At 40.6% G+C, this 25,794-nt stretch carries 23 protein-coding genes and 1 pseudogene; 13 read left to right on the top strand and 11 right to left on the bottom strand.

The annotated features are described in order from the left end of the window. Positions 1–130: 130 nt before the first annotated feature. Positions 131–1,801: a glycoside hydrolase family 13 protein gene (locus AM592_RS20050; RefSeq protein WP_053605412.1), complete on the bottom strand. Its 1,671-nt coding sequence runs from the start codon at positions 1,799–1,801 to the stop codon at positions 131–133. Positions 1,802–1,848: 47 nt separating this feature from the next. After that, positions 1,849–2,853: a LacI family DNA-binding transcriptional regulator gene (locus AM592_RS20045; protein WP_211086196.1), complete on the bottom strand. Its 1,005-nt coding sequence runs from the start codon at positions 2,851–2,853 to the stop codon at positions 1,849–1,851. A 230-nt stretch (positions 2,854–3,083) separates the two neighbouring features. On the opposite strand from AM592_RS20045, the gene AM592_RS20040 reads away from it, so the two are divergent. From AM592_RS20040 to AM592_RS20010, 8 genes and pseudogenes are all read left to right on the top strand, one after another. Then, positions 3,084–4,316, top strand: a complete 1,233-nt coding sequence (locus AM592_RS20040; RefSeq protein ID WP_082364365.1) for an ABC transporter substrate-binding protein — start codon at positions 3,084–3,086, stop codon at positions 4,314–4,316. 30 nt (positions 4,317–4,346) lie between these two features. Further along, complete coding sequence (locus AM592_RS20035) at positions 4,347–5,207, top strand: carbohydrate ABC transporter permease (protein ID WP_053605409.1); 861 nt, start codon at positions 4,347–4,349, stop codon at positions 5,205–5,207. After that, positions 5,208–6,020, top strand: a complete 813-nt coding sequence (locus AM592_RS20030; RefSeq protein ID WP_053605408.1) for a carbohydrate ABC transporter permease — start codon at positions 5,208–5,210, stop codon at positions 6,018–6,020. Between the two features lie 548 nt (positions 6,021–6,568). Beyond that, a complete protein-coding gene (locus AM592_RS20025; protein ID WP_053605407.1) occupies positions 6,569–7,210 on the top strand; it encodes a YczE/YyaS/YitT family protein in 642 nt (213 codons plus the stop codon). A gap of 110 nt (positions 7,211–7,320) precedes the next feature. Beyond that, positions 7,321–8,118, top strand: coding sequence for a helix-turn-helix transcriptional regulator (locus AM592_RS20020; protein ID WP_053606189.1), 798 nt, complete (start codon positions 7,321–7,323; stop codon positions 8,116–8,118). A 99-nt stretch (positions 8,119–8,217) separates the two neighbouring features. Next, on the top strand, positions 8,218–8,673 hold the full coding sequence (locus AM592_RS24835; RefSeq protein ID WP_225970288.1) for an alcohol dehydrogenase catalytic domain-containing protein: 456 nt from the start codon (positions 8,218–8,220) through the stop codon (positions 8,671–8,673). A 21-nt stretch (positions 8,674–8,694) separates the two neighbouring features. Beyond that, positions 8,695–9,216 (top strand): annotated as a pseudogene (locus tag AM592_RS24830) (zinc-binding dehydrogenase); the annotation flags it as partial. 10 nt (positions 9,217–9,226) lie between these two features. Next, the gene (locus AM592_RS20010; protein WP_053605406.1) at positions 9,227–10,231 is read left to right on the top strand and encodes an aldo/keto reductase; all 1,005 of its coding nucleotides are present in this window, start codon (positions 9,227–9,229) and stop codon (positions 10,229–10,231) included. A 359-nt stretch (positions 10,232–10,590) separates the two neighbouring features. Here the strand turns inward: AM592_RS20010 and AM592_RS20005 are convergent, their stop codons facing one another. Together AM592_RS20005 and AM592_RS20000 are read right to left on the bottom strand one after the other, a co-directional pair. Next, positions 10,591–11,244: a nitroreductase family protein gene (locus AM592_RS20005; RefSeq protein WP_053605405.1), complete on the bottom strand. Its 654-nt coding sequence runs from the start codon at positions 11,242–11,244 to the stop codon at positions 10,591–10,593. Positions 11,245–11,523: 279 nt separating this feature from the next. Continuing rightward, positions 11,524–11,976 carry an Rrf2 family transcriptional regulator gene (locus AM592_RS20000; RefSeq protein ID WP_053605404.1) on the bottom strand — a complete coding sequence of 151 codons (453 nt, stop codon included), beginning with the start codon at positions 11,974–11,976 and terminating at the stop codon, positions 11,524–11,526. 176 nt (positions 11,977–12,152) lie between these two features. Between AM592_RS20000 and AM592_RS19995 the strand changes: the two genes are divergently transcribed. From AM592_RS19995 to AM592_RS19985, 3 genes are all read left to right on the top strand, one after another. Next, positions 12,153–13,136 carry a LacI family DNA-binding transcriptional regulator gene (locus tag AM592_RS19995; protein ID WP_053605403.1) on the top strand — a complete coding sequence of 328 codons (984 nt, stop codon included), beginning with the start codon at positions 12,153–12,155 and terminating at the stop codon, positions 13,134–13,136. Positions 13,137–13,261: 125 nt separating this feature from the next. Then, positions 13,262–14,533, top strand: coding sequence for an MFS transporter (locus AM592_RS19990; protein ID WP_053605402.1), 1,272 nt, complete (start codon positions 13,262–13,264; stop codon positions 14,531–14,533). Then, positions 14,517–15,986, top strand: coding sequence for a glycoside hydrolase family 32 protein (locus AM592_RS19985; protein WP_053605401.1), 1,470 nt, complete (start codon positions 14,517–14,519; stop codon positions 15,984–15,986). The genes AM592_RS19990 and AM592_RS19985 overlap by 17 nt, the downstream gene beginning before the upstream one ends. Before the next feature lie 85 nt (positions 15,987–16,071). On the opposite strand, the gene AM592_RS19980 is transcribed toward AM592_RS19985, so the two are convergent. The 6 genes from AM592_RS19980 to AM592_RS19955 form a co-directional block, all read right to left on the bottom strand. Next, entirely contained in the window at positions 16,072–16,899 is an 828-nt protein-coding gene (locus AM592_RS19980) for an undecaprenyl-diphosphate phosphatase (RefSeq protein ID WP_053605400.1), read from the bottom strand. Positions 16,900–16,924: 25 nt separating this feature from the next. Next, positions 16,925–17,659, bottom strand: coding sequence for an ABC transporter permease (locus AM592_RS19975; RefSeq protein WP_053605399.1), 735 nt, complete (start codon positions 17,657–17,659; stop codon positions 16,925–16,927). After that, positions 17,652–18,575 carry an ABC transporter ATP-binding protein gene (locus AM592_RS19970; protein WP_053605398.1) on the bottom strand — a complete coding sequence of 308 codons (924 nt, stop codon included), beginning with the start codon at positions 18,573–18,575 and terminating at the stop codon, positions 17,652–17,654. Before AM592_RS19970 ends, AM592_RS19975 begins: the two co-directional genes overlap by 8 nt. Positions 18,576–18,640: 65 nt before the next feature. Continuing rightward, on the bottom strand, positions 18,641–19,567 hold the full coding sequence (locus tag AM592_RS19965; protein ID WP_082364229.1) for a sensor histidine kinase: 927 nt from the start codon (positions 19,565–19,567) through the stop codon (positions 18,641–18,643). Next, complete coding sequence (locus AM592_RS19960) at positions 19,560–20,264, bottom strand: response regulator transcription factor (RefSeq protein WP_053605396.1); 705 nt, start codon at positions 20,262–20,264, stop codon at positions 19,560–19,562. The genes AM592_RS19965 and AM592_RS19960 overlap by 8 nt, the downstream gene beginning before the upstream one ends. A 177-nt stretch (positions 20,265–20,441) precedes the next feature. Continuing rightward, entirely contained in the window at positions 20,442–20,648 is a 207-nt protein-coding gene (locus AM592_RS19955) for a hypothetical protein (protein ID WP_053605395.1), read from the bottom strand. A gap of 217 nt (positions 20,649–20,865) precedes the next feature. Between AM592_RS19955 and AM592_RS19950 the strand changes: the two genes are divergently transcribed. Then, positions 20,866–21,192: an antibiotic biosynthesis monooxygenase family protein gene (locus tag AM592_RS19950; RefSeq protein WP_053605394.1), complete on the top strand. Its 327-nt coding sequence runs from the start codon at positions 20,866–20,868 to the stop codon at positions 21,190–21,192. Between the two features lie 265 nt (positions 21,193–21,457). Here AM592_RS19950 and AM592_RS19945 read toward each other — a convergent pair whose 3' ends face one another. Continuing rightward, the gene (locus AM592_RS19945; protein WP_053605393.1) at positions 21,458–22,438 is read right to left on the bottom strand and encodes an aldo/keto reductase; all 981 of its coding nucleotides are present in this window, start codon (positions 22,436–22,438) and stop codon (positions 21,458–21,460) included. A gap of 1,186 nt (positions 22,439–23,624) precedes the next feature. On the opposite strand from AM592_RS19945, the gene AM592_RS19940 reads away from it, so the two are divergent. Next, positions 23,625–25,214: an FAD-dependent monooxygenase gene (locus AM592_RS19940; RefSeq protein WP_053605392.1), complete on the top strand. Its 1,590-nt coding sequence runs from the start codon at positions 23,625–23,627 to the stop codon at positions 25,212–25,214. The last annotated feature ends 580 nt before the right edge of the window (positions 25,215–25,794 follow it).

The raw sequence follows: 25,794 nt of genomic DNA, 5'->3' as shown, positions 1-25,794 counted from the left end.
AATAAAAAGCTTACAAAATTAACCTGAATATTGTATTGAATATAGCAAGCTATGGCGATATATATAAAGTGGAAAAAATACCCTGCTCAAACTAAAACCTTTGGGCAGGGTCAAAAAACGTACTTTCGTATTAAATTAAATACACACGCGCTTCATACGGCCGCAGGGCTTCCGGTTGATTCTCCTGCGAATAATTGCTAATCAACAATTCCTTACCGTCTGCTTTATCGAGAGACGGATAGTCAAAATCGATCTTTTCAGGAGAAAAACTGCATAATACCACTAATTTCTTGCCTTCGTAATGCCTCTCATAAGCAAAAAGCTGTGGATGTTCTTTAAAAATAAGCTCGTATTTGCCATGCACGATGATCGGATATGTTTTTCTGAGCTGGATGAGCTTCTGATAATAATAAAAGACAGAATTTTTATCGGCTAAACATTTTTCCGCATTAATGTCATTGTAATTCGGATTCACTTCCAGCCATGGATTTCCGGTGGTAAACCCTGCATGCTCCGTTTGATCCCACTGAACAGGCGTACGGGCGTTATCCCGGCTTCTGGCCTTTAGAGCATTCATGATTTTCTCTTCATCCCACTTGGCACGGTTTTTTAAATCATAGTAGGAGTTTATCGATTCAATATCATTAAAATCATGTACGGATGTAAACTCACTGTTGGTCATTCCCAGCTCTTCACCTTGATAAATATACGGTGTGCCTTTCATCATATGAAGCAGGGTCGCGAGCATTTTAGCTGACTCCACCCGATACTGGCCATCGTTTCCAAAGCGGGAAACAACCCTTGGCTGATCGTGGTTATTCCAGTACAGGCTATTCCATCCTGTTGTTTCCAAGCCATTTTGCCACCTGGACAATATTTCCTTTAATTCATTCAGCTCCCATGCATTATTACTCCATTTTCCTTCTTCTACTCCATCTCCGACACCCATGTGCTCAAATTGGAACACCATGTTGACTTCGTTCCGGCTGCTATCCGTGTATTTCCGGGCCTCTTCCACGTCGACACCCGGCATTTCCCCGACAGTCATCAGATCGTAACGGCTGAGAACTTCCTTGTTCATTTCCTGAAGGTAGTCATGTATCTTCGGACCGTTCATAAAGAAAGGTGCACCGTTTCCGAATTCTTTTCCGTGAGATTTCTCTCCATCCGGCAGGTCTGGGTGTTTGGAAATAAAATTGATGACATCCATTCGAAATCCGTCGATGCCTTTCTCCGCCCACCATGTCATCATTTTATATACTTCCTGGCGCAGAGCAGGGTTTTCCCAATTTAAATCCGGCTGTTTTTTTGAAAATAAATGTAAATAATAATCTTCTGTTGGTTCATTATATTCCCAAGCCGAGCCTCTAAACATCGACTCCCAGTTATTAGGGGCCTCATCTCCGTTTCCTTCTCTCCAAATATAGAAATCTCTTTTCGGATTATCCTTTGATGATTTCGATTCTAAAAACCACTCATGCTCATCAGACGTATGATTAACGACAAGATCCATCACAATTTTAATACCTTTTCGATGAGCCTCAGCGATTAACTCGTCTATATCCTCCATTGACCCGAACTCCTGCATGATTTCTGTATAATTGCGAATGTCATACCCATTATCGTCATTAGGTGAATCATAGACCGGAGATAGCCATATTACGTCAATTCCAAGAAGTTTTAGATAATCCAGCTTAGAAATAATGCCTTGAATGTCTCCAATTCCGTCTCCGTTGCTGTCTTTAAAGCTCCTCGGGTAAATTTGATAAACGACCGCTTCTTTCCACCATTGCTGTTCCATCGTTTCTCCCCCTTTTTGAGTAAACGTTTACTTTGTAGACAAAATTTTTAATATCGTTTAACCGATTGTCTTTCAACGATTTTATGAGGCATTATGATGCTGTTTAATTCTTTTCCGGATTGAATATGATCACACAGCATCTCTACAGCCATTTTCCCCATTTCTTTCAGCGGCTGGGCAACTGTCGTTAAAGGCGGTACTGCCATTTCTGCGAGCTTTAAATTATCATAGCCGATGATTGAAAGCTCTTCAGGTATGCTGACATGATTCTGGTAAGCGGCCGAAATAACGCCAAGCGCTATCTCATCGCTGGCGGCAAAAACCGCTGTACACTGGCTCTTCACATTCTTTAAGATTTCATACCCTTCTAGTCCATCTTCAAAACTAAAACCATTCACTTTAATAATATTTTCCTCTTTAACCGGGAATCCTGCTGAAGTTAAAGCTTGTGTGTACCCTTTTATTCTTGTACTGCCGGCAATCGGATCAGATATCGGTCCCGCAAGCATCGCGATATCCCGGTGGCCGCTCTGAATGAGATAATTTACTGCTGAAAAAGCTGCAAATTGATCATCCGTTTTAATATAAGGCAATGGATACATTTCTGACTTCGTTGAAATCAAAAGCACAGGGATGCTCGTGTTTAAAAGAAATTTCGCCGTCTCCTCGCTGACCATTTCACTAACGAAAATAATACAGTCGACTTGTTTTTCGGCAAGCATCTTTAAATTTCGCAGCGTGCGCTCCTGCTGGCCGTCTGTATTACAAATAACGACACTAAAGTCTGACTTATAAGCAGCTTCTTCAATACCTGACAACACTTCACCAGAATACATATTCGACACATAAGGAAACACAACTCCAATGGACTGTGTTTTCTTGTTAATCAGTCCCCTGGCAACGGCATTCGGTTGATACCCGAGTTCCCGAATAACGGACAGGACTTTTTTGCGCGTTTCTTCACCATAACCCTTTTCGTTATTTAATATTCTTGACACTGTTGCTATAGAGACATTGGCTTTTTGGGCAACATCTTTGATCGTTGGTTTCACAATGATCACACCTTCGAGTAAACGCTTTCTTATAAAGAGTATATAAAACCACTCGAACATAAGTCAACAAAAAAATAAAAACTCTGACGAATCAAAGGTTCACGTGCAGATTTCGTCAGAATATAAAATATTTAGGAGTTGACAAAATGAAATTTGCAAAATAATCTAGAAAATAGGGAAAGCGTTTACGTAAAATGTAAGCGTTGTACAACAAGGGGGAATTGATGGGAATGAAATGGTTAACTATTTTTTTGCTAAGTTTCTTGTTTTTATTCATCACAGGCTGCAATAGTCATCCTACAGTTTCATCAGAAAAAGTCACAAAAATCGAATTTTTTTCTAACAAAAGTGAAAACATAACCATCCTTAAACAGCTCATTGAAAAATTCGAGAAGGAAAACCCAGAGATAAAAGTTCAGCTAATTGCCCCGCCTGATGCGGATACCGTTATTCGCACACGAGTGGCCAAAGAAAGCCTTCCGGATGTTATGTCTCTCGGCACTTTCAGGGATATTGCCAAAGCAGGCGTATTAAGAAACCTGGCCGATGAAGAAGTCACCAAAAAGATTGAGCCTACTTATCTAGACATTCTCGCCACAGAAAATAATTTAAAGAAAAACGAAATAATCGGCCTTCCCTATAGCGTAAACGCCAACGGTCTCGTTTATAACAAAGACAAATTAAAACAGCTGGGCTTCGGTGACCCGCCAAAAACGTGGGATGAATTTATATCAATGCTTGATACAGCCAAAGAAAAGGGAGAGGTTCCCATTCAGTTTACATTAAAAGACAGCTGGACCGCTCTCCCTATTTTAAATTCTCTTGCTGGCAATTTGCAGAGCGAAAATTTTGCAGAAGAAAAAAACGAGAAGCAAACATCTTTTGGGGAACAATACGGCGTTATTGCTGACAGAATGCTTCAGCTTCTCGAATATGGCCAGGACGACATCTTTGGAAGAAACTATGCCGACGGAAGCGTCGCCTTTGCAAAAGGAGAAGGTGTTTTTTACCTGCAAGGCAACTGGGCCGTTCCAGAAATTTTGAAAAACAATCCTGATGCGAACATTGGAATGACAGCGTTTCCTTCATCCGATAAAGAAAGTGAGAACAAACTGGTGACAGGTATTGATACGACATTGCTTATGTCAAAGCATGCCGAGCATCCCGAAGAAGCGATGAAATTTATCAATTTTCTTTTCGAACCGGAAAATGTAAAAGCATATATTGAAAACCAGAACATGTTTGCAACATCCGGCAATGTTTTTCAGGAAAACAAATACCTAGAAGGGTTACAACCTTATTTCGAAGACAACCGGGTTACTGGATTTCCCGATCATGCATATCCCCTTGGATTAGGACCGGAAAACCTTGTGCAGGAATTTCTGATTACGAAAAACAAAGATAGGTTTCTAAAAAAATTGGATCAAGAATGGGATAAGATCAATGAGAGAAGCCGGTTTTAATAGAGCTCTTATTAAACGAGGAGGATCATTATGAAATCTACAAAATTCTACTTGATATTAACCTTGCCGGCGCTGCTTTTATTTATCATTTTCCACACGTTTCCCGTTCTCCAGGGAATGTACTACAGCTTTACGAATTATGCCGGCTTCGGAAGCTATGAATTTGTTGGTCTGAAAAACTACTTTCTTGTCTTTCAAGATGAACGGGTACTAAAGTCATATCTTTTTACTTTTCAGTTCGCTATTGTATCCACTGTTTTGGTTAATGCTCTGAGTCTTTTGATCGCAATCGGCTTGCATAAAATCAATCGGTTAAAAACATTTTTCAGAGGCATTTACTTTATTCCTAATATTTTAAGCGTTCTCATTGTCTCCTATATTTTCAACTATATTTTTGCTAATATCCTTCCTGAAATCGGTACTTCTTTAGGAATCGATGGATTATCAAAAAATATATTAGGAGATCCGAATCTGGCATGGATTGGAATTGTTGTCGTAGCCGTCTGGCAATCAATTGCTTTTAATACGATTCTCTATCTCGCCGGCCTTCAAACTGTGGATGAAGATATCTATGAAGCAGCCGAAATTGATGGAGCAAATGGCTGGAGAAAGTTTTGGAAAATCACCTTTCCGCTTATTGCCCCATTTTTTACGATAAATATGGTGTTGGCAATGAAAGGGGCTCTTATGGTGTTCGACCAAGTTGTCGCGTTAACAGGTGGCGGACCCGGAACAGCTACAGAATCGATTTCTTATCTGATTTACAAAGGCGGATTTGCAAGCGGACAGTTTGCTTACCAATCTGCAAACGCAGTCATATATTTCATTGTCCTTGCAACAATTTCCATACTACAAATCAAATTGCTGCAAAAAAGAGAGGTTGATATGTAAATGAAGAGAAATTTCATCATAACCATACTCTTAGCTATAGGTGCACTATTCATTCTGTTTCCGCTATATTTAGCTGTGACCGTTGCATTTAAAACGCCTGAAGAATTGGCTCAATCATTCGTAAGTCTTCCGAACCAACTCTCGCTTTCAAACTTTTCTGAAGCAATTCGGCTGACCAATTTTTATAACGCCTTTAAAAACAGTGCTTTCATTACCATTAGTGTAGTCATTTTGACGCTTTTGACGAATTCAATGGTAGCTTACGCGATTGCTCGTAATATGCATAAACGCTTCTATCGATATATCTATTACTTTTTTATCAGCGCCATGTTTATTCCATTTCCGATTTTAATGCTGCCCATTGTGAAACAAGCCGGTTCTCTTGGGATGGATAACCCAATCGGATTAATCTTTCTTTACGTAGTTTATGCCCTTTCTTTCAATGTCTTTGTTTATGTAGGTTATATTAAATCCATACCTATTGCCTTGGAAGAAGCAGCGATTATTGACGGTGCCGGACATTGGAAAATATTTTGGAAAGTCATTTTCCCTTTGCTCACTCCAATCAATGCAACTGTCGCCATCCTGCAATGTTTATCAACATGGAACGATTTTTTGCTTCCGCTCGTGTTATTAAGCGATCCCAACCAAGCGACTCTGCCTCTGACACAATTCGTCTTTCAGGGACAATTCAGCACCAACTATAATCTCGCCTTTGCTTCATATTTAATGGCACTGCTTCCGATGCTTGTTGTTTACATGTTTGCACAAAAGTGGATTATTAGCGGTGTGACGCGTGGATCGGTTAAATGATAGACAAATAGTAGAAATATAGCACTCACCAAGGCTGCTTTAGAATAATTAAGCGGCCTTTCCACTGTTTTTTCTAAACACAAAATCCTCTCACTCTCCCTTTCAAAACTCCTTCTATAATGTGCTAATACCTTATGCCTATACTTCCTATTTATAAGCAATTATTAATAAATTGCTCGAAAAGGAGTATCGAACCATTTACAGCAACCTAATTAATATGTTAAATTTGAAATACATAAATTTTATTTATTTTTATAGGTTTATGCATCCGCTTTCTTATTAGTCTAAAGGATTTGTAATCTATTTGATAATTTGAATACGGTTCCAGTAAAATGAAAACTTCAGTAACTAGAAAAGATAGCTCAATTGATTTTGAAAACGCATCCTTGGATTAAGTGTAAGGTAACATACACACTTCTATGAAAGCCATTTCATTATTGTGAACGATTACACAATTTTTCAAGAAATGGAGAATCTCAATGACCCTTAAATATTATTGTTTACCAATTAACTGTTGATGCAGCAAAAAAAGAGGGAGGAACACTATAATGGATATTTTAAAAAGAGCAGTACTTTATCTAGGCGGACTCTTTGTTTTGGCATTTGGTGTTGTATTAATGATTAAAGCAGATGTAGGAACTGCCCCATGGGACGCTCTGTATGTTGGTTTAGCGGAGAATGTCGGATTAACTGCAGGTTCTTGGATATTTATTGTTTTAGGTATACTTATTGTCATTAACAGTATCATTAGAAAGGCTTTGCCAAACGTTGGAGGATTTATCCCTATCATTCTTCTGGGGTTTTATGTAGATTTATTAAATTTAAATCTTTTAAGCTTCATAGAACTTGAAAGTCTCCCTCTTCGCTGGGGCTTATATCTCGCTGGCATTGTCATTCTTGCATTAGGAATTTCCATCTATCTTCAGGCTCGGTTTGCACCGCTTCCAAATGATGAACTGATGCTGGCTCTTTCAAAACGATTTGGATGGAAAATGAGTACCACAAAAACAGTTGGAGAAGGAACAGCCTTTATACTTGCTATTATTTTCCGAGGTCCTATTGGAATTGGTTCAATCGTCAGTGTCCTGCTTTTAGGATTCTTAGTCGGCATGTTTAACAACCTAATCGAATCAGCAAAATCAAAAAACAGCAGTACGAGTGTCAGCAAACAAAACCAAGCTGTGTCCTAGATTCCAAAAGACTGCCCGAAATTTTCGGGCAGTTTTTTTGTTTACAGAAGGAAATAATAATGAAATCAAGAAAAGAATACAGAGGTATGTTATGGCAAGGAGGAATTCCGATGACTTTAGAAATCAAAATATATAAAACACTCGGAGATTTTCTAAAATCCCGCCGGGAACGAATTCAACCTGAGGAGGCCGGTATTCTAGGCTCCTACGGAAGAAGGAGAACACCAGGATTGCGCAGAGAAGAGGTTGCTCAGCTGGCAGGTGTCAGCACAACCTGGTATACGTGGCTGGAACAAGGGAGACACGTTTCAGCTTCAAGAGAAGTAATTGAAAGTATTGGCAGAGCCCTTCAATTATCCCCCGATGAGCAACATCATTTGCTCAGGCTTTCTCATTATAGCGAGCCAAAGAACCCTTCCAACCAATCAGAAATTATGGATACCGGGCTGCAAAGAATCATTGATCATATGCCATACCCTGCAATTATTGCGAACAACCGGACAGTAGTGCTTGCATGGAATAAGATGGCTTCAAAAATAATCGCTAATTTTGACGAAATCCCTTCTGAAGAACGGAATATGACCCGTTTAATATTTTTGAATCCATTCCTGCGTAAGAATTTGGTTAATTGGAATGAATTTGCCCAATTTTCAGTAGCGGTATTTCGTTCGAATTTTGATCAACAGCCTGGAGACCCTTGGTTTGAAGCTTTTGTCCGGAAAATCTGTAAGGAAAGCAAAGAGTTTTCGGATTTATGGCAACTTCACGATGTCCAAAGAAAGACAGCACGGAAATTGACATTCAATCATCCCGAAGAAGGAATCATATCGTTTCAATTGAACAGTTTCGGCCACATTAACGGGAATGCCGATCTCCATTGCTGTGTGTTTACACCTCTTTCGGATTGATCTCCATCCAGGTAGTTTTTATACCAGTATAATTGAACACTGTTTGCCTCTCTCTTTGTTTCATAAAATATGAATATAAGAAACAAGGAGGCATGAAAAATGAAAGCAGTTGTAATCGATCAATTTGGCAACCCCGAAAACTTACAGCTTCGAGAATTACCCGACCTTCTGCCCGATCCTGGAATGCTAACGATTGATGTTGTTTATGCCGGGGTAGGTTACGTCGATATTTTGCTTCGCAAAGGGGCATTTGGTACGAATTTTCCGATGCCTTTGATTCCGGGTTTAGAAGTGGCGGGATATGTACGTGAGGTCGGGGAAGGTGTCGAAGGATTTTATACTGGCCAGCCGGTTGTATCAATGACGTTGATGAATTTAGGCGGCTATGCTTCGCTTGCCCATGTATCACCTGATTTGACTATCCCGCTTGATCAATTGGGGGCTGATCTGAGTCTGGATGCTGCAGCAGCTTCCATAGTGAATCTCACAACAGCTTATATGGCTATTAAACATGTAAATAAAATGCAGGTAAATGACACGATCCTTGTTTCATGAGCTGTCGGCGGACTTGGCAGTTTCTTAGGGCAAGTGGCAAAGAAATTAGGAGCAGGCAAGGTTTTCGGAACTGTCGGAAGTGCAGAGAAAATGAAGTGTGGTGCATCATTCGACTATGATGAATTGTTTCTCCGATCCGATTTTAAGAAGCAAATCCTTCAGGCAACTGAGCAAAAAGGAGTACATACGGTATTCGACCCGGTTGGAGGAGATATGCGGGAACAGAGCTTGGAAGTGCTTCGCCCGTTTGGTCAATTGATTGTTGTGGGGAACGCAAGCGGAAAAGAGGATGTACCCTTCTCTTCGAACCAGCTATGGATGTCCAATAAAAGCGTCTCTGGATTCGCTTTGGGATCTTATGCGCAAACTGCTCCTCAAATCGTTGGAAAAGCAGCTAAAGAGGCCCTGCAAATGCTTGCCAGAAAAGAAATTCACGCAGAAATATTCGGAGTATTTTCATTAGATGAAGTAATTGATGCCCACGTACTGTTAGAAGGAAAAAACACTGTTGGAAAATTGCTTTTGCGAATCAATAATGAATGAGGTGGAATATATGGAGAATCGTTCGTTAGGCCGTTCAGGATTAAAGGTAACTAATCTAGGCCTTGGGACAATGACATTTGGAAATCAAGCCGACAAAAAAACATCATTCGAAATTATGGATAAAGCTTTTGATGCAGGGATTACATTCATCGATACTGCCGATATGTACCCGCTGGGCGGCGAGTGGAGCCAACTGGGTGCAACTGAGGAAATAGTCGGCGGCTGGCTGCAAGGAAAACGGGATCGTGTCGTCCTTGCAACCAAATGCTTCGGAGCCATGGGACCTGGCGCTAACGATAAAGGCCTTAGCCGCAAGCACATCATGTCGGCTGTAGAAGAAAGCTTGCGCCGATTACAAACAGACTATATTGATCTCTATCAAGCCCACATGTTTGATCCATCGACGCCATTGGAAGAAACATTGCGAGCGTTTGACGATCTGGTCACTCAAGGAAAAGTACGCTACATCGGTGTGTCAAATTGGCGTGCATGGCAAATAGCAAAAGCAAACGGAATCGCAGAACAAAAACATTATATGAAAATTGAAAGCGTCCAGCCGCGATACAACCTTTTGTTTCGCATGATTGAGGAGGAGCTCTTGCCAATGTGCAGTGAGGAAGGTATCGGTGTGATTACTTACAATCCTCTGGCAGGCGGCCTTCTCACGGGACGATATAATTGGGGCGATTCTCCTGAAGCAGGCAGCCGCTTTGGACTTCAAGGGCATAATCAAGCAGGATCATTTTACCAGGAGAGATATTGGAAAGAGCCTTATTTTGCAGCGGTAGAAACATTTCAAAGATGGTGTTTGGAGCATAACTATGAGATGGCATCAGCTGCAGTGCGATGGGTTATTCAGCAAGCCGGAATCACATCCGCAATAATTGGTGCCAGCCGTCCGGATCAATTAGATGCGAGCATAAGAGCAACGGAGATGGACGACTTTTCAGCAGACGAACTGAAATGGCTCGATCAGCTGTGGTTCTCCCTGCCAAAACGAAAAGAAGATCGATAGAAGGATATATTCCGAGAATGGTCGGATATATTTTAGTCTTGGGGGATATATTTCCATTTTGGGAGGATATCCCCCTTTCCTGCGGTTTCACCTTTTTAAATCATTAAATATTAGATTTTGCACGCTAAGTATCAAATTCATTCAGAAAAGTTTTTTAAGAAATGATATATGTAAAAATGAGGTATGGCAAGGATTCCTTCTTTTTCAAGCCTAGATTGATAAATTTTGAAAATTTCGTGAAATACATGGTGGAAAAATTCTTGCTAAAAATATCGAAAAAAAGAACAGAACTTTCTTAAGGTAGAAAATTCTGTTCTTTTTTATCAAATTAGTTATTTAAAGAATAAAGGATCCGATTTTTAACTTTGCTCCGGCATCGTATTCCAAAATGTGACTTCATCTAAAGGCAATCTCACCGTCGGATGAGCAGGTTGCGCCGCTTTACCGATTGCAATGAGCATGACCGTTGCATAGCGGTCGGAAATGCCGAATGCTTTTCGGAATTCTGGCTCGCTGTAGCCAGCCATTGGCACTGTATCGTAACCTCTTGCTTTAGCTGACAGCATGATTTGCATTGATACTAATCCCCCATCGATCAGTAAGGAACGTTTCACGATGTCAGAATGAGGATCAGAGTAGTAGCCATTAATATTTTTAATCATCTGACTTTTTGCCTCTTCTGTCATATACCCCGCCTCGACAGCTGCACTATAAATTTGCTCAACTTTTTCTATTGCCTGCGAATCTCCCAATACCGCTATAATTGCAGACGCTTGCACAACCTGTTCCTGATTAAATGCAATCGGTAAAAGAATTTCTTTTTTGGCTTGATCATCGATTACGAGAAAACGCCACGGTTGCACGTTAGCACCAGAGGGCGCCAGTGTCGCTTCTTTCAGGATTTCATTTATTTCATCTTTAGACAATTTCCAATTGGGATCATATTTTCTTACGGAATGGCGATCTCTAATTACATCAGAAAATAACGATTCTTGTTTTACTTTTATTGACATTGTTCTCTCCCCCTAAAATAAATGATTTGCCAAAAGCTACTCTTTCTAAGCGTTGTTACAAAAAATTGTTCAAAATTTATCACAGTTTGCTTTAAAATCTCCCTAGATGTATTCATGATGATTCCAAGTAATAAATTTACTGCAACAATATGTAGCACAGTAAAAAGTAAAAATAAATGCAGCAAGTGATTAACTAACTGCAACTACTTTAAGCACATTATACGAAGAATACTTTTTTAAAGCAACAATAATGCATACAGAAATTACTTCTTTGTTATATTAACCGATTAAATCTGATATGGTATATTGACGAAGAAAATCAAGTGATTTCTGCTCTGCCTCGTTCATGATTTTTTCTATAGCCATGTCCAGTTGTTTGCCAGCTTCATCACAGTTTGTTGTTTCTTCAGTTTCTGTACATTCGCTTTTTACAGCCATATATACATCTGCAAGAGTAATTTCAGATGAAGGTCTCCTTAGGGTATAGCCACCCTCTCTTCCTTCTTTTGCCTCAACTATTCCTGCATTCACTAATAAAATTAATACTCGTCTTAAAAAAGTAGCGTGCGAATTGACTTGACAAGCAATCGATGCACTCGACAACTTCCCTTCACATTGTGATAGCCATACAAGCGCACGAACAGCAATTTTAAAACGAGGAGGTCCAAACGAAATTCCGCGACTCTTTGTGTTCAATTTATTTTCATTCCCTTCATAACCAACCGCTTTCATTTATAAGCTTACCGTAAAGTAATGTGATTTAAAAGTTCAACAAGATCAAATACTGTATTCGGTTCGTTTCTTAGCATATAGTGTTTCAGGTAAAACAAAACCCTTAACCCGGACATTTTACCGCCCCCGATAAAAAACGTATAATAATAGGGAATGATACAGCTGGAGGAAATGGAATGAAGCCAAAAATTGAAGATGTTGCAAAGCTCGCAGGTGTTTCACCAACGACGGTTTCCCGAGTGTTAAACAACCGCGGCTATATCAGCCAAAAGACAAAGGACAACGTACAAAAAGCGATGAATGAGCTGAATTACTTTCCAAACGACTTGGCTCGCTCTTTATTTAATAAACGTACATACTTAATCGGGTTAATCCTACCGACGACGAGCAACCCGTTTTTCGGAGAGCTTACTTTCCATATTGAAAACATATGCGCTTCGCTCGGCTATAAGGTTTTGCTTTGTAACAGCTTGAACCGGATCGATAAAGAAGAGCAGTATGCCGAAATGCTAATGAGAAATCAAGTAGATGGGATTATTGTCGGGACACACAATCAAGGAACGTTTCATTACCACAAGCAAAATTTGCCCATTGTTGCGATTGATCGTTATTTTTCAAATACGATTCCCGTAGTTGGTTCGGATAATTATGCAGGTGGGAAACTTGCGACTGAGCATTTACTCTCTAAAGGATGTAAAAAAATCATTCACTTTAACGCGCCTTTACAAATCGAAGCTCCTGGCCAGTTAAGAAGAACAGCATTTGAAGATGTTTTGAAAAAGCATCATATGGAGCCAGTTACTTATGAAATCGAAACTCCTCTCGGTCACGAAGGCCAAAAAGAAGTGATTCAAAAAGCCTTTGGCGAAATCCCGGACGTTGACGGAGTATTTGCGAGCAATGATTTAATTGCCGCCGTGGTCATTAATGAAGCTAAGAAGCGGGGAATTGACATACCAAACCGGTTAAAGGTTGTTGGCTATGACGGTACCGAAACCGGGAAAATAATGATGCCTCAATTGACAACCATACAGCAGCCGATTGATTTAATTGCAAAAACGGCAATCGAGATTTTACGAAAAGAAATTGACGGTGAATTCGGCACGGCTCCATATGAAACACAGTTGCCTGTTACCCTGTTAGAAGGAAAAACAACATAAAACATTGTCTTTTTAGCAATGTTTTTATTTTTTTATGTCATGCGGTTGACATACGAAAGCGGTTGACATAAACTATTTGTGAAAGGGTTTTCTGAAAACGGTACCTTTCAAGGGGGATGGGATAAATGTCAAAATCAAAGACAATGTATTGGAAATTAAGCGGATATTTCTTCTTTTTCTTTTTCACTTGGTCAGCAAGCTTTTCACTTTTTTCCATTTGGCTAGGACAGGAAATCAATTTAAACGGAGCAGCTACTGGCATTATCTTTTCTGTAAACGCTATCTTCGCTCTGATTATGCAACCGCTTTACGGCTATATTTCCGATAAAATCGGCTTAAAGAAAAACATTCTCTTATTCATCAGCCTGCTGCTTGTATTTGTCGGACCATTTTTTATCTATATTTATGGGCCGCTATTAAAATTCAATATATTAGCGGGTGCGATCGTCGGAGGCTTGTATTTAGGCGTAACATTTTTGTCAGGTGTCGGCGCAATTGAAACCTATATTGAAAAAATCAGCCGGAAATACAAATTTGAGTATGGCAAATCGAGAATGTGGGGATCATTAGGATGGGCTGCAGCCACATTTTTCGCTGGGCAAATTTTTAACATTAATCCGAACTTGAACTTCTGGATCGCTTCTATTTCTGCGATCATATTGGTAGCTATTATTCTATCAGTTCATGTAGAAATGACAGATTTTGAAATCGTAAGGGCAGATTCTGTTTCTATTAAAGACATTGGAAATCTGTTTTTATTAAAAGACTTTTGGTTTTTGATGATGTACGTCATAGGTGTCGCTTGTATTTACGGGGTATACGACCAGCAATTCCCTATTTACTACTCATCCGTATTTTCATCTGAAGCTTTAGGAAATCAAGTTTTTGGGTACTTAAATTCATTTCAGGTTTTCATGGAAGCCGGAATGATGTTCCTGGCACCATTTATTGTGAAAAAAATCGGGGTTAAAAACGGCTTGCTTCTGGCAGGATTTTTAATGGCCTTCCGAATCATCGGATCAGGCATGGTTATGGGGCCGGTCGGTATTTCATCGATGAAATTGATTCATGCGTTGGAGCTGCCGATTATGTTAATTGCCATGTTTAAATACTTGGCAGCTCATTTTGATACCCGGCTTTCATCCATTCTTTATTTAGTCGGATTTCAATTTGCCACCCAAGTAGGCACAACCATCCTTTCACCGATTGCCGGAATGCTTTATGATGATTATGGGTTTCGTAATACGTATATCATAATGGGAGCAGTCGTTCTTTTGTTCACGATTCTTTCCATCTTCACTTTGCTTACTGAGAAAAAACAAACATCCAGAGGAATTCAATTGGAAACGGCAAATCAACCAACAATAGGAGGACTACCTAATGCTAACAACAAATAAAATCGAGCTAGCGAATCAGGCATTACAACAAGCATGTGAAAAAATGAATAAACGTTTTCGGCTTGGTTATCACATAATGGCTCCTGCCAATTGGATTAATGATCCAAACGGACTGATCCAGTTTAATGGAGAGTACCACGCGTTTTACCAGCATCATCCGTACGATGAACATTGGGGTCCTATGCATTGGGGCCACGTAAAAAGCAAGGATTTGGTTCATTGGGAGCACTGCTCAGTCGCTTTAGCACCGGGAGATGAGTGCGATATAGACGGATGCTTTTCTGGAAGCGCAGTAGATAACAACGGAGAGCTGACACTGATCTATACTGGTCATAACTATACAGATAAAGATAATGACATTTTCTATCAAAATCAAAACATCGCAGTGAGCACTGACGGGATTCATTTCACAAAAGTTGGAGAAAACCCGGTGATTGCCGAGCCTCCTGAAGACAGTTCCCATCATTTCCGTGATCCAAAGGTGTGGAAACACGAGGATTCTTGGTATATGATTCTGGGAAATTCGACAAAAGATAACGTGGGACGTGTGATTTTATATCGTTCTGCTGATTTGCGAAAATGGGAATACGTTGGCGTTCTTGCGCAAAGTGCAGGAGATCTTGGGTTCATGTGGGAATGTCCGGATTTCTTTGAATTAGACGGTAAGCACGTTCTCTTGTTTTCGCCTCAAGGAGTAGAAGCAAAAGGAGATTTATATAAAAACCTTTTTCAAACAGGCTACCTTATAGGAGAGTATGACTACGAAACGAACAAATTCGTGCATGGTTCATTCGAGGAATTGGATCACGGACATGACTTTTACGCCGTACAAACTTTATTAGATGATAAAGGCCGCCGAATCGCCATAGGATGGATGGATATGTGGGAATCAAACATGCCGACAAAAGAAGACGGATGGGCAGGTGCGTTGACTCTCCCCCGCGTTCTCACTCTTGGAGAAAACAACAAGCTTCTTATGAATCCTGTAGAGGAAGCAGAATTGCTTCGCGAAGCGGAACACAATGTATGTACAAATCAAGTGATCTCAGGTAGCTTCACAGCTGAAACGAACAGTGAGATGCTTGAAGTAAAAGCCGTTTTTGATTTCACCGGCTCGCGTCCTGAATCAGTTGGGTTAAAGATTGTTGGTGGCCAGGAAGAGACAGTATTAACGTATAACACATCTAACCAAAAGCTAATCCTTGACTGCACGAAAAGCGGAAAGCCGGAAGACGGAGTCAGAAGCGTGACTACAGAAGCTAATGGAGAGCTTGTCTTGCGTGTATTTATCGACCGGTCGTCCATCGAAGTCTTTACAAACAACGGCCAGGCAACATTGACAAGCCGCATCTACCCTAATGAAAGCAGAACAGGTATCGAGCTGTTTTCTGAAAAAGGGGATGTTACGGTCAAAGAATTGACGTATTGGACGCTAAAGGATATTTGGGAATAAGCATGTAAAAGGAAAGGAGCAAGCTGCGATGGGCGCTTGTTCCTTTGTTTTTGTAAATTACATCATGCCGCCAATTCTGTTCATTCTACAGGAACACAAAATAAATCACAGCAGCAAGCACCAATCGATACAAGGCAAACGGGACAAGCTTGATCCGGTTGATCAGCTTTAAGAAAAAACGAATCGATACGAGCGCAAAGAGAAAGGCGCTGATAAAGCCGACAGCGAAAAAAGGAAGAACATCCACTGTGATCGAATCCCAATTTTTTAAGAGTGACAAGCCACTTGCCCCGGCCATAATCGGTACGGCCATAATAAATGTAAAATCTGCCGCCACGCGATGGCTCATTCCGAGAAGAACCCCTCCCGAAATCGTTGATCCCGAGCGTGAGAATCCCGGCCATAAAGCAAAACACTGAATCAACCCAACAGAAAGCGATTGCTTAAACGTTATCTGATCGACAGTTTCCGTTCTTGGTTTGCTGCGCCGGAACCAATCTGCCGTAAGCATGAGGATGGCTCCGAGCACTAGCCCGATGACAACTCTTTCAGCAGAAAACAAATATGTATCAATGTAATCTTCAAAAAGAAATCCAAGTATACCAAACGGCAATATACCTATCAGCACATGAAACAAATTGAAATGGTTTTCGGTAACCGTTTGTCCTTTTATTTTTTTCAAACTGAGCAGATTCAGGAACCGGTCTCTCATGAGAACGACAACCGCAAGGATCGAGCCTAATTGGATGACGACTTTAAATGTATTGGCTGCTTCCTGGGAGAACATCTTTTTTGTTTGAAACAAAAAGTCATCAACAATAATCATGTGGCCGGTAGACGAAATCGGCGCAAATTCTGTCATGCCTTCAACCAGTCCAAGGATAAATGCTACAAAAAGTTCCCACAAATTCACTTGAATCACTTCCTCCATTTTTTATCTAGTGAATATCCAATTTTTTAAAATAAATAATAGATGCCACTAGGCCGATGAGTGACGCAAGAAAAATAGATAGATACGAAAAAATCGGAGAAAATCCAGGGACAAAGCCATTGCTTGCGATGACATGTACGGCCGACCACGGAAACAAAGCCTTATATTCTGAATTGACAATAGCAATGTTCGCCATCGTGATTGCAGCCGTAAAGATAATGGTTGGAACATAATTTTTGAAAAAAAATGTGACCAGCATCGTTGGAGCTGATAAAAGGAAAAGCAGAAATGCTCCAATCATAAACTGTTTGATAGATTGTAATAAGACGTTGATACTCATATCCTCAAACTGAAAGATGAGACCTACAATAAAGGTCAGTACCCAGGCAACCAAAGTTAAAACGATAATCCAAATGAGAAGCAAAACCATTTTACTTGCAATCAGGCTCACTCTGGACACAGGAATGGTTAATAAATTTTTTAATGTATTTTCGGTAAATTCCCTGCTGAACAGATAGGATGTAATTACCCCATATAAAAGTGGCCCGATGAGCATAAGAACGTACATATTGGATTCTCCAAAAGCTTCAACAAAATGAATAGGAATATCAGGTGTTTTGATTTTCGTATTCAATGCGCTGATAAATATCATAACCGGGACTGCCGAAGCGCCGATCACACTGACTAAAAACATCTGAGCCCGCTTTAGTTTTAACAGCTCCGCGTACAACAAATTAACCAATCGTCCCGCCCCCTATCAATTTAATGAAGTAATCCTCGAGGTTGTCCTCACTCACCATGATTCCGGAAACTTCAATGCCCTGTTCCACAAATATGCGGTTTATCTTTCCTTGCTGTCCTAAGTGGGAATAGACACGTATAGTCCCTTTTTCATGAATCTCATAATCTTGGATTTGAAAGTGCGTTTCTAAGAGAATTGCAGCTTTTTTCTCATTCGATACTTGAAACTGGAGGTATTTGCGGTTTCTTTTTCTAAGCTCTGACACCGAGGCTTCCTCCAGCAGCTTCCCTTCATGGATTACTCCAATATGATCGGCTACGTGTTCAATCTCACTAAGAATATGGCTTGAAATGACAATGGTCACTTGTTTTTCATCACATAAATCAGTAAGAAATTTTCGCATTTCCTGGATCCCGATCGGATCTAGTCCATTAATAGGCTCGTCTAAAATCAGTAATTCCGGTTCATGCATGATCGCTGCGGCAATGCCTAGTCGCTGTTTCATCCCCAGCGAATACTGGGACACCATTTTGCGCGGTTCATTATCCAGCCCTACTCGTGATAACGCATACCGGATCGCGTCACGACGGTGAATTCCCCGTAATCGTGCTAATATGGCGAGGTTTTCGCTTCCTGTCAGATTTTGATAAAAACCCGGTGTTTCAATTAGTGACCCGATACGATGGTAAATTTGTTTTGTATATTGATTTACATTATGGTCGAACATTCGGATTTCTCCTGAAGTAGGCCGAACTAGTCCCATAATCATCCGAAGGGTCGTCGTTTTTCCTGCCCCGTTCCTCCCTAAAAGACCGTAAATGCGCCCTTTTGGAACGTGTAAGCTGATTGAATCGACAGCTGTTTGTTGATCAAACCTTCGGGTAAGTCCTTCAGTTTCTAATACCCAATTTTGCATTCCTATCGCTCCTTGCCTTCTTAACTATCTATCATTCTACCCGGCGGTTCTGACATGGAGCTTACTTAATTCTTACTTTTTCTTACTTTCGGAAGAGATACCAGTACAGCGGTTTTTTGAAAAGGATCGCTTTCCATAACAATCGTTCCATTCATTTTTTGGACGAGCTCCTTGGCAATCGCCAGACCCAATCCGTGCCCCTTTGATGACCTGGATGAATCGGCCTTATAAAGCCGGTCAAATACTTTTGAAAGCTGATCTGGAGAAAGCCCGGAACCCTTGTCCCACACTTCAAAATGAATCTCTTTTTCCTCAGCCCATGCCTTGATTCCGATAAATGAATCGCCGCCATAGCGTAAAGCATTTTGCAGCAAATTATTAAAAACCCGTGAAATTGCATGTTGATCTCCGATAATAAATCGTTCACTATCTGGAATTTGGACATCGACCGTTATGTCCTTTTTCTGAAATTCGGGCATCCATCCAATCAAGACGCTGCGCAGCAATTCAAATAGATCGAACGATTCACTGGCAGGCTTCCATTCGTCGGCATCAATTTGGGCAATCACAAACAACTCGTCCAAATACTCTTTTAGCGCATAAGCTTTATTTCTCGCAATATGTATATACTCCTCAGCTTCTTCACCAGCCAGGCCACCCTCTAACGCATCCAAATATCCCAAAACCGATGTCAAAGGCGTCCGGACATCATGTGAAAGGCTCGACAGCATCCTCTTTCTTGCTTGTTCCGACCGGTATGCTTTCACTTTATCCGTTTGATAGAAATCGACCAGCTGATTGATTTGGAAAACTAACGGAGCAATCAGCTCTTTCTCGTCTACATGGATTCTGCGATTTTCATTGCCGGCGACAATCTCTTCTAAGATCGAATGCGTCTCCTGAATCCGTTTACGGTATTTCCGTTCGCGGATAATAAAAAAAATCAGGGCGATGACGAGGCCGATCAGCAGCAAATAACTCATACTACTCATTTCCTGCAGCTCCGTTAAATTTATAGCCCATACCCCAAGCGGTTAAGATATAAATGGGATTCGCCGGATCTGGTTCAATTTTTTTGCGAAGCCTTCTAATATGTACCATGATATTGTTGTCATCGTAAGCATATTCATTTTGCCAAACATGCTTGTATATTTGCTTCTTAGTAAAAATTTGCCCGGCATTTGATGCCAAAAAATAGAGCAAATCAAATTCTTTTCCCGTTAATGACACATCTTCATCATCTAAAGTAGCCCGCATGTATGCAGGATCAATCACCAGAGAACCGAAAGTCAGGCTGCGGGGCTGTTGAAGGGCGGCGCCCAGCACCATATATCTTCGAATGAGAGATTCGACTCTCGCCGTTAATTCGGACAAACTAAACGGTTTCGTCATGTAATCATCTGCTCCGGCTTTCAATCCCAGTACTTTGTCCATTTCATTCCCTTTGGCCGTAAGCATTAACACCGGTGTATTTTTTGTTTTTCGAATATGTGCCAGCACGGACATCCCATCCATCTCCGGCATCATCACATCGAGAATGACGAGATGGTACTCCTCTCCGGCAAGCAGCTTTAAACCTTCTTTTCCTGTATGGGCAATCTCCGACTTGTATCCTTCCGACTCCATACATTTTTTTAGCAGTCTGCATAGTTCAGTATCATCGTCTATAATTAAAATCTTTTTTTGCATGTGAAATCCTCCCGTCTTTTCCATTTTATAATAGAGTGAAAAAGAGATGGGAGGATAAGTTTGTATAATGGGAGGATATCTCATGATTATGGGGGAATATTCTAGGTCATGGGTTGATATAAACCTGAATAAAGAGGATATATTTACAAACAGCAAGACGGCAGACCCTCAGTCCATTCAGGCTCCCCCGCCTCCGTCACCGCCCCCTCCGCCATCGCTTCCTCCATCATTTCCACCGTCACTGCCGACAAAAAAGGGAAAGCCCGGGCCTGCACCATTGGAAGAATCATGGAATGAATGATTTCTCTTTGAAAGAGATTTCTTTGAAGAGAAAATTCCAAGCAGCAGTGCGACCAAAACAATAATAATAACAATTTCAAGCATATTAAAATCCCCTTTCTATAAAAATACGTGTAGTATGTGATACGTATTTAATAGGATAAGGTTTCAAATAATTCTATATTTTATATATTTGTGGTGGATGTCTTTCTTGATTTTGTGTTTTAGGGTGTTTTTATAAGGGTAATTTATCTTTAAATACTTTGAAAAGGATCGTGTGACAGGTTTATGGCAATCAACCGATAAACAGGGGGAATTTTTAATGACGACCATCAGCACGGAACACCCGTGTGTTACGTTAATTAATGTGTTTACTGTTGATCCTGACCGGCAAGAGGAATTGGTTGCTCTATTAATCCAAGCTACAGAATCCGTTATGAAGAAGTTTCCAGGGTTTCTTTCTGCTAATTTCCATCAAAGCTTGGATGGAACAAAGGTCGTAAATTATGCCCAATGGAAGGATGAAGAGGCCTTCTCGCGTATGCTAAAAGATCCTGAGGCTCTCGTTCACATGAAGAAGGCTGAAGAAATTGCCGAACAGTATGACCCCACGCTTTATCAAGTCGTTTACACTAGCTTGGATATTTGACCTGTCAGCCTTGCAAATCAATATTAAGTAACTAGGCAATTGGGGTATTAGCTATCTTATGTGCGGCTGCTTGTGAAACTATAATTCTTGGTGCTGTTTGTATTAAAGGACCTCTGTAGGTATACAGTACTTGTATACCAAATAGATATCTAATCGAATAACAGAAAGCCGAGTATGTTCTAATACTCGGTTTTCTATTTATATTTACAAATGATTTAAATCAATCATAGCTCTTTTAGAGGTGAAGTGTTTACCTATAACTTCCTTACCAAGCATACACTTCAGGCGTCTCTCCGCCCGGTCCCGGAAAAATGTTGTCCAATTCCTGAAGTACATGTTCATCAAGATTGATTTCGATCGCACGAATGACGTCTCTCAGCTGTTCCACTGTTCGAGGTCCGATGATAGGCGCGGTCATCACCGGATTCTTCAGCAGCCAGGCCAGAGCGACGTTTGCCTCTTTTTCGCTTAGTTCTGCACACAATGCAGAAAATTTTCCGAGCTGCCGGCGGTGCTTTTCAATGAGGTTGGCTCGTTTGCCTGTACGAGCTCCCGCATCGCTTTGTAACGCGCTGCCACCGAGAAGACCTCCTGCCAGAGGACTCCATGCAACGACACCCAAGCCTAAATCCCGTGCCGCCGGCAATACCTCCAATTCCGGGGTCCGTTCGAGCAGGCTGTATTTATGCTGCTCGCTTATAAGACCCATAAAACGGCGTTCCTTTGCTGCCGCTTGCGCCTTTACTAAATGCCATCCTGCAAAGTTGCTTGAACCTATGTAGTCGACTTTGCCCGACCGAACCTGGGTTTCAAAGGCCTCCCACAATTCGTCCCATGGAGTCCGCCTGTCAATGTGATGCATTTGGTAGAGCTCCACATGGTCCGTCTGGAGCCTCCGCAATGATTCCTCCAAATGGCGTCTGATTTTGTAGAGCGACAAGCCCCTTGTGTCATTCGGACCATCGATGGGATTCGACATAGGTTCGTACACTTTGGTAGCCAAAACGACTCTCTCCCGGCGCTGTCCGCCTTGAGCAAACCACCTGCCAATCATGGTTTCCGTCAATCCTGCATTCTCCCCCCACCCGTAAATGTTCGCTGTATCAAAATAGTTGATACCCACATCAAGAGCTTCATCCATGATTCGGAATGCGGTCTTTTCGTCCGTGTCCACCCCAAAATTCATCGTGCCTAAACATAAACGGCTGACCCTCAATCCTGTTCTTCCTAGAAAAGTATATTGCACTAGTTGTTCCTCCTTCGTTTTTTCTCTTTCAATAATGGGGACGAAGGAAATTTGGAAAAGACGCAAAAATGGGTCTACTTTTTTTGGTGATGGTAGAATATATTTTACTCATGGTCGTATCTGAAGACCTTCTCGTATTTCAATACGATATTGGTTTTCCTGCTTCTTCTTTTTGTGCCTTCCGTATATCGATTTTTTAAGCAACATCAATTGGACAAAAGATTAAGTAAATCAGGGATTTTGGATATTGACCGGATGGACGGTTTTCAGTTTGAGCATTATTTAAAAGAAGAATGCCAAAGAAAGCTGAGTAGATAATAACCTTGTAGTTTTCATGATTCCAGTTCCTCCGTCCATGGTTGTATTTTTTCCATAGCAATTATTTCTTCATCAAAATATTTCGATGCTAATTTTCCTTTTGTCAAAAATCGCCAATGTATCAAACTACAAAGTTACTTACATGAAAAAGGACCGTCATCAACGATCCAATGTAAGTTCCAAAAAAGAAGAGTATCGGAACAAATTCTAGGCTTATAACAAGGGTTATCTACACTCTATCAGGTAAGATAATAGGAGGGTAAATGCCTCCTGGAAAACAAGTTGCAGGCGGGATCATTAAAGGTGAATCGACACCATGTATATACCAATCACAAGGAGAATGTCTGGAATACAAAGTTTCAATAGGCCCGGGAGTATATCGTGCAATATGAACAACAGGATCTCCCTCCGTGCGCCCAGAATTATCCACCCAACCAAGTAAGTCCCCTGTTCTGATTGGGTTCCCTATCGTAAGTGGTCGATTATACCACATCCAATATAAAGTCGATCCAGGAAGTGCATGATTTGGGCGCCTGCGAACTGGTGTTATGTGAGCGTATTCGGTGAAGAATCCATCACTACCTTGGACCACAACATTATTAGGAAGGCAGTCCGGAGCCTTGTCAACCTGGTCATGACGGTGCGAAAGACTTGAATTTTCCTGGTATGCCATATGGGACACCTGTTTATGCCATGGAATCGGGCGTAGTGGAGTGACACGGACTCCTCTTGCTAAGGGATAGGACTAAACTCTATTTGCTTATCATAAGCATCTTCTAAGTGCTGATTTATACATAATACAACTGATTTCAGGTAAACAAGTAGACATGACCATAATATAAAGCATTTGAGATAAGGGGAAATTCAAATGAATAGCTTTGATACAGATGTATTGATTGTGGGTGCAGGACCTACCGGCCTAACATTAGCAAATGAATTGGCCAGACATGACATATCATTTAAGATTATCGACTCAGCAATTACCACTTCGCAAACGACAAAAGCTTTAGGTATCATGCCAAGAACATTGGAGCTTTATGAGAAAACAGGAATTGCAGAAGAAATGGTTGAAAAGGGCCTGGACACACCAGCATTTAATGTAATGAACAAAGACCATAAACTCATCTATTTTGATTTTAATAAGCAATGCAATAGTCCTTTTCCATTTGTTTTGATGTTGCCGCAGAACAAAACAGAAGAAATTCTTTATAACTATTTAATGAAACAAAATTATGATGTAGAGTGGGAAACGAAACTGTTAGAAATCGAGCAGGACGCCAATGGAACAACAGTGATTGTTCAAAAAGGAATAGAAAAGACCGCGAACATCCGTACCAAATATATAGTAGGCTGTGACGGGGCTCACAGTACTGTCCGTCATCAACTTGGGTTAAATTTTGAAGGGGTAACGATTCAACAAAACTTTTCCCTGGTTGATCTTAAAGTGGAATGGAAATTGCCTTATAACGAGAGTTATGCGTTTGTTGACAGGGGAAAGTTCATTGCATTTTTTCCGATGAAAGACGGAAAACATAGAATCCTAATGACATCTGATATAGGTGCCAAAGAACATTCGGAGGTCAGTATTGAAGAAATTGAACAGATGATTCATGCAGTCGGGCCAACTAACACATCAGTCAGCAGCGTTTTATGGACCTCACGATTCCTTGTAAATCAAAGAATGGTGAAGCAAGCGCGCTTGGGACGTGTCTTTTTAGCTGGAGATGCTGCTCATATTCATTCTCCAGTAGGCGCCCAGGGTATGAATACAGGTATTCAGGATGCTTATAATCTTTCCTGGAAGTTAGCGCTTGTCCTTAAAAACTATTCCCCGGATACGTTATTGGATACATACACAACGGAAAGAGAGCCCGTCTGGGGTAATTTATTATCGGGAACCGAACGCTTTACAAGAATCCTTCTCCAAAAGAGTCGCTTAGTCAATCAAGTTAGAAAGACGATTGCTCCAGTCATTACCTCTTCTCGATTCATCAACCAAAAATTCATTGATGCACTTTCTCAAACAGGTATCCATTATCGTCATAGTCCGATTGTGAATGGCGAAGAATACGGATCTAAGGTGTTTAATAAAGGGAATTGGTTACAGCCCGGAGACAGAGTACCCGACGAAATTATAGGCAATGGACAGCGTCTACACCATTTATTAACAACTACAAAACATGTTCTTTTTGTGTTTACACAAGATTATGAAACCTTTAAGAAAATCAAAGAAAATGTGGAATCATACCCAATACAGGTGTTTCAAATCGGAATAGAACGAGATTGTGCGATTCAACAAAATTACTTGTGTGATTCAAAGGGGCAAATTTACAGCAAGTACGGATTTGCTTCTAAAGAGGGAATGCTTGTCATCCGGCCAGATGGCTATATTGGTTTTAAGTGCGTTGAACTAAACATAAATCTTCTGAAGAAACATTTACAGATCATATTCAATTAAGAACATTACAGAAAACAGGGGGCCAAAAGTTTTTACTTTTGGGACACCCTCTTTATTTGTTATTTACGTAAAATAAGTATTAAAAAAGTGCGAAATAAATATAAAAGTTACATTAACGAAAAAGCGTATGTTCAGAAATCTGTCACATACGCTTTTTTGACGAAAATAAAGAATTGTTATGTCGAATGCGTAGCGTATGTTTTCCGCGTTTTGCTACCGAGACCCTTAGAAGACTCCATGCAAATCACAGTTCTCGCTCTATATCAATCAGACACAAAAAAACAACTGGCCCATTTTATCTAGCCGAACATTTTGATCAATCCTTTTTCAAAATGGATTCTTTTTATTTACCGTAGAATGCTGGTTTGTAAGATATTTCTGATTAAACTTTATTCTAAACCTAAATTAGAAGGGTTTTACAACCAAAGCCCACGGTTCAATGTTGTTATATTCACAATATAATAAGTTAGTCGATTGAGTAACAATTGCCCTTTAATAGTGTCAGTGCCTTCCAATAATGAGATGATCTTTCTTCTAAAAGCTTATAAAACTTATTATAAAAAGATTTTAATTCTTGCAA

It is taken from the genome of Bacillus gobiensis (assembly GCF_001278705.1).
GTDB lineage: Bacteria > Bacillota > Bacilli > Bacillales > Bacillaceae > Bacillus > Bacillus gobiensis.
The sequence above is the reverse complement of the archived record's forward strand: the minus strand, read 5'-3'. Positions and strand labels throughout refer to the sequence as shown.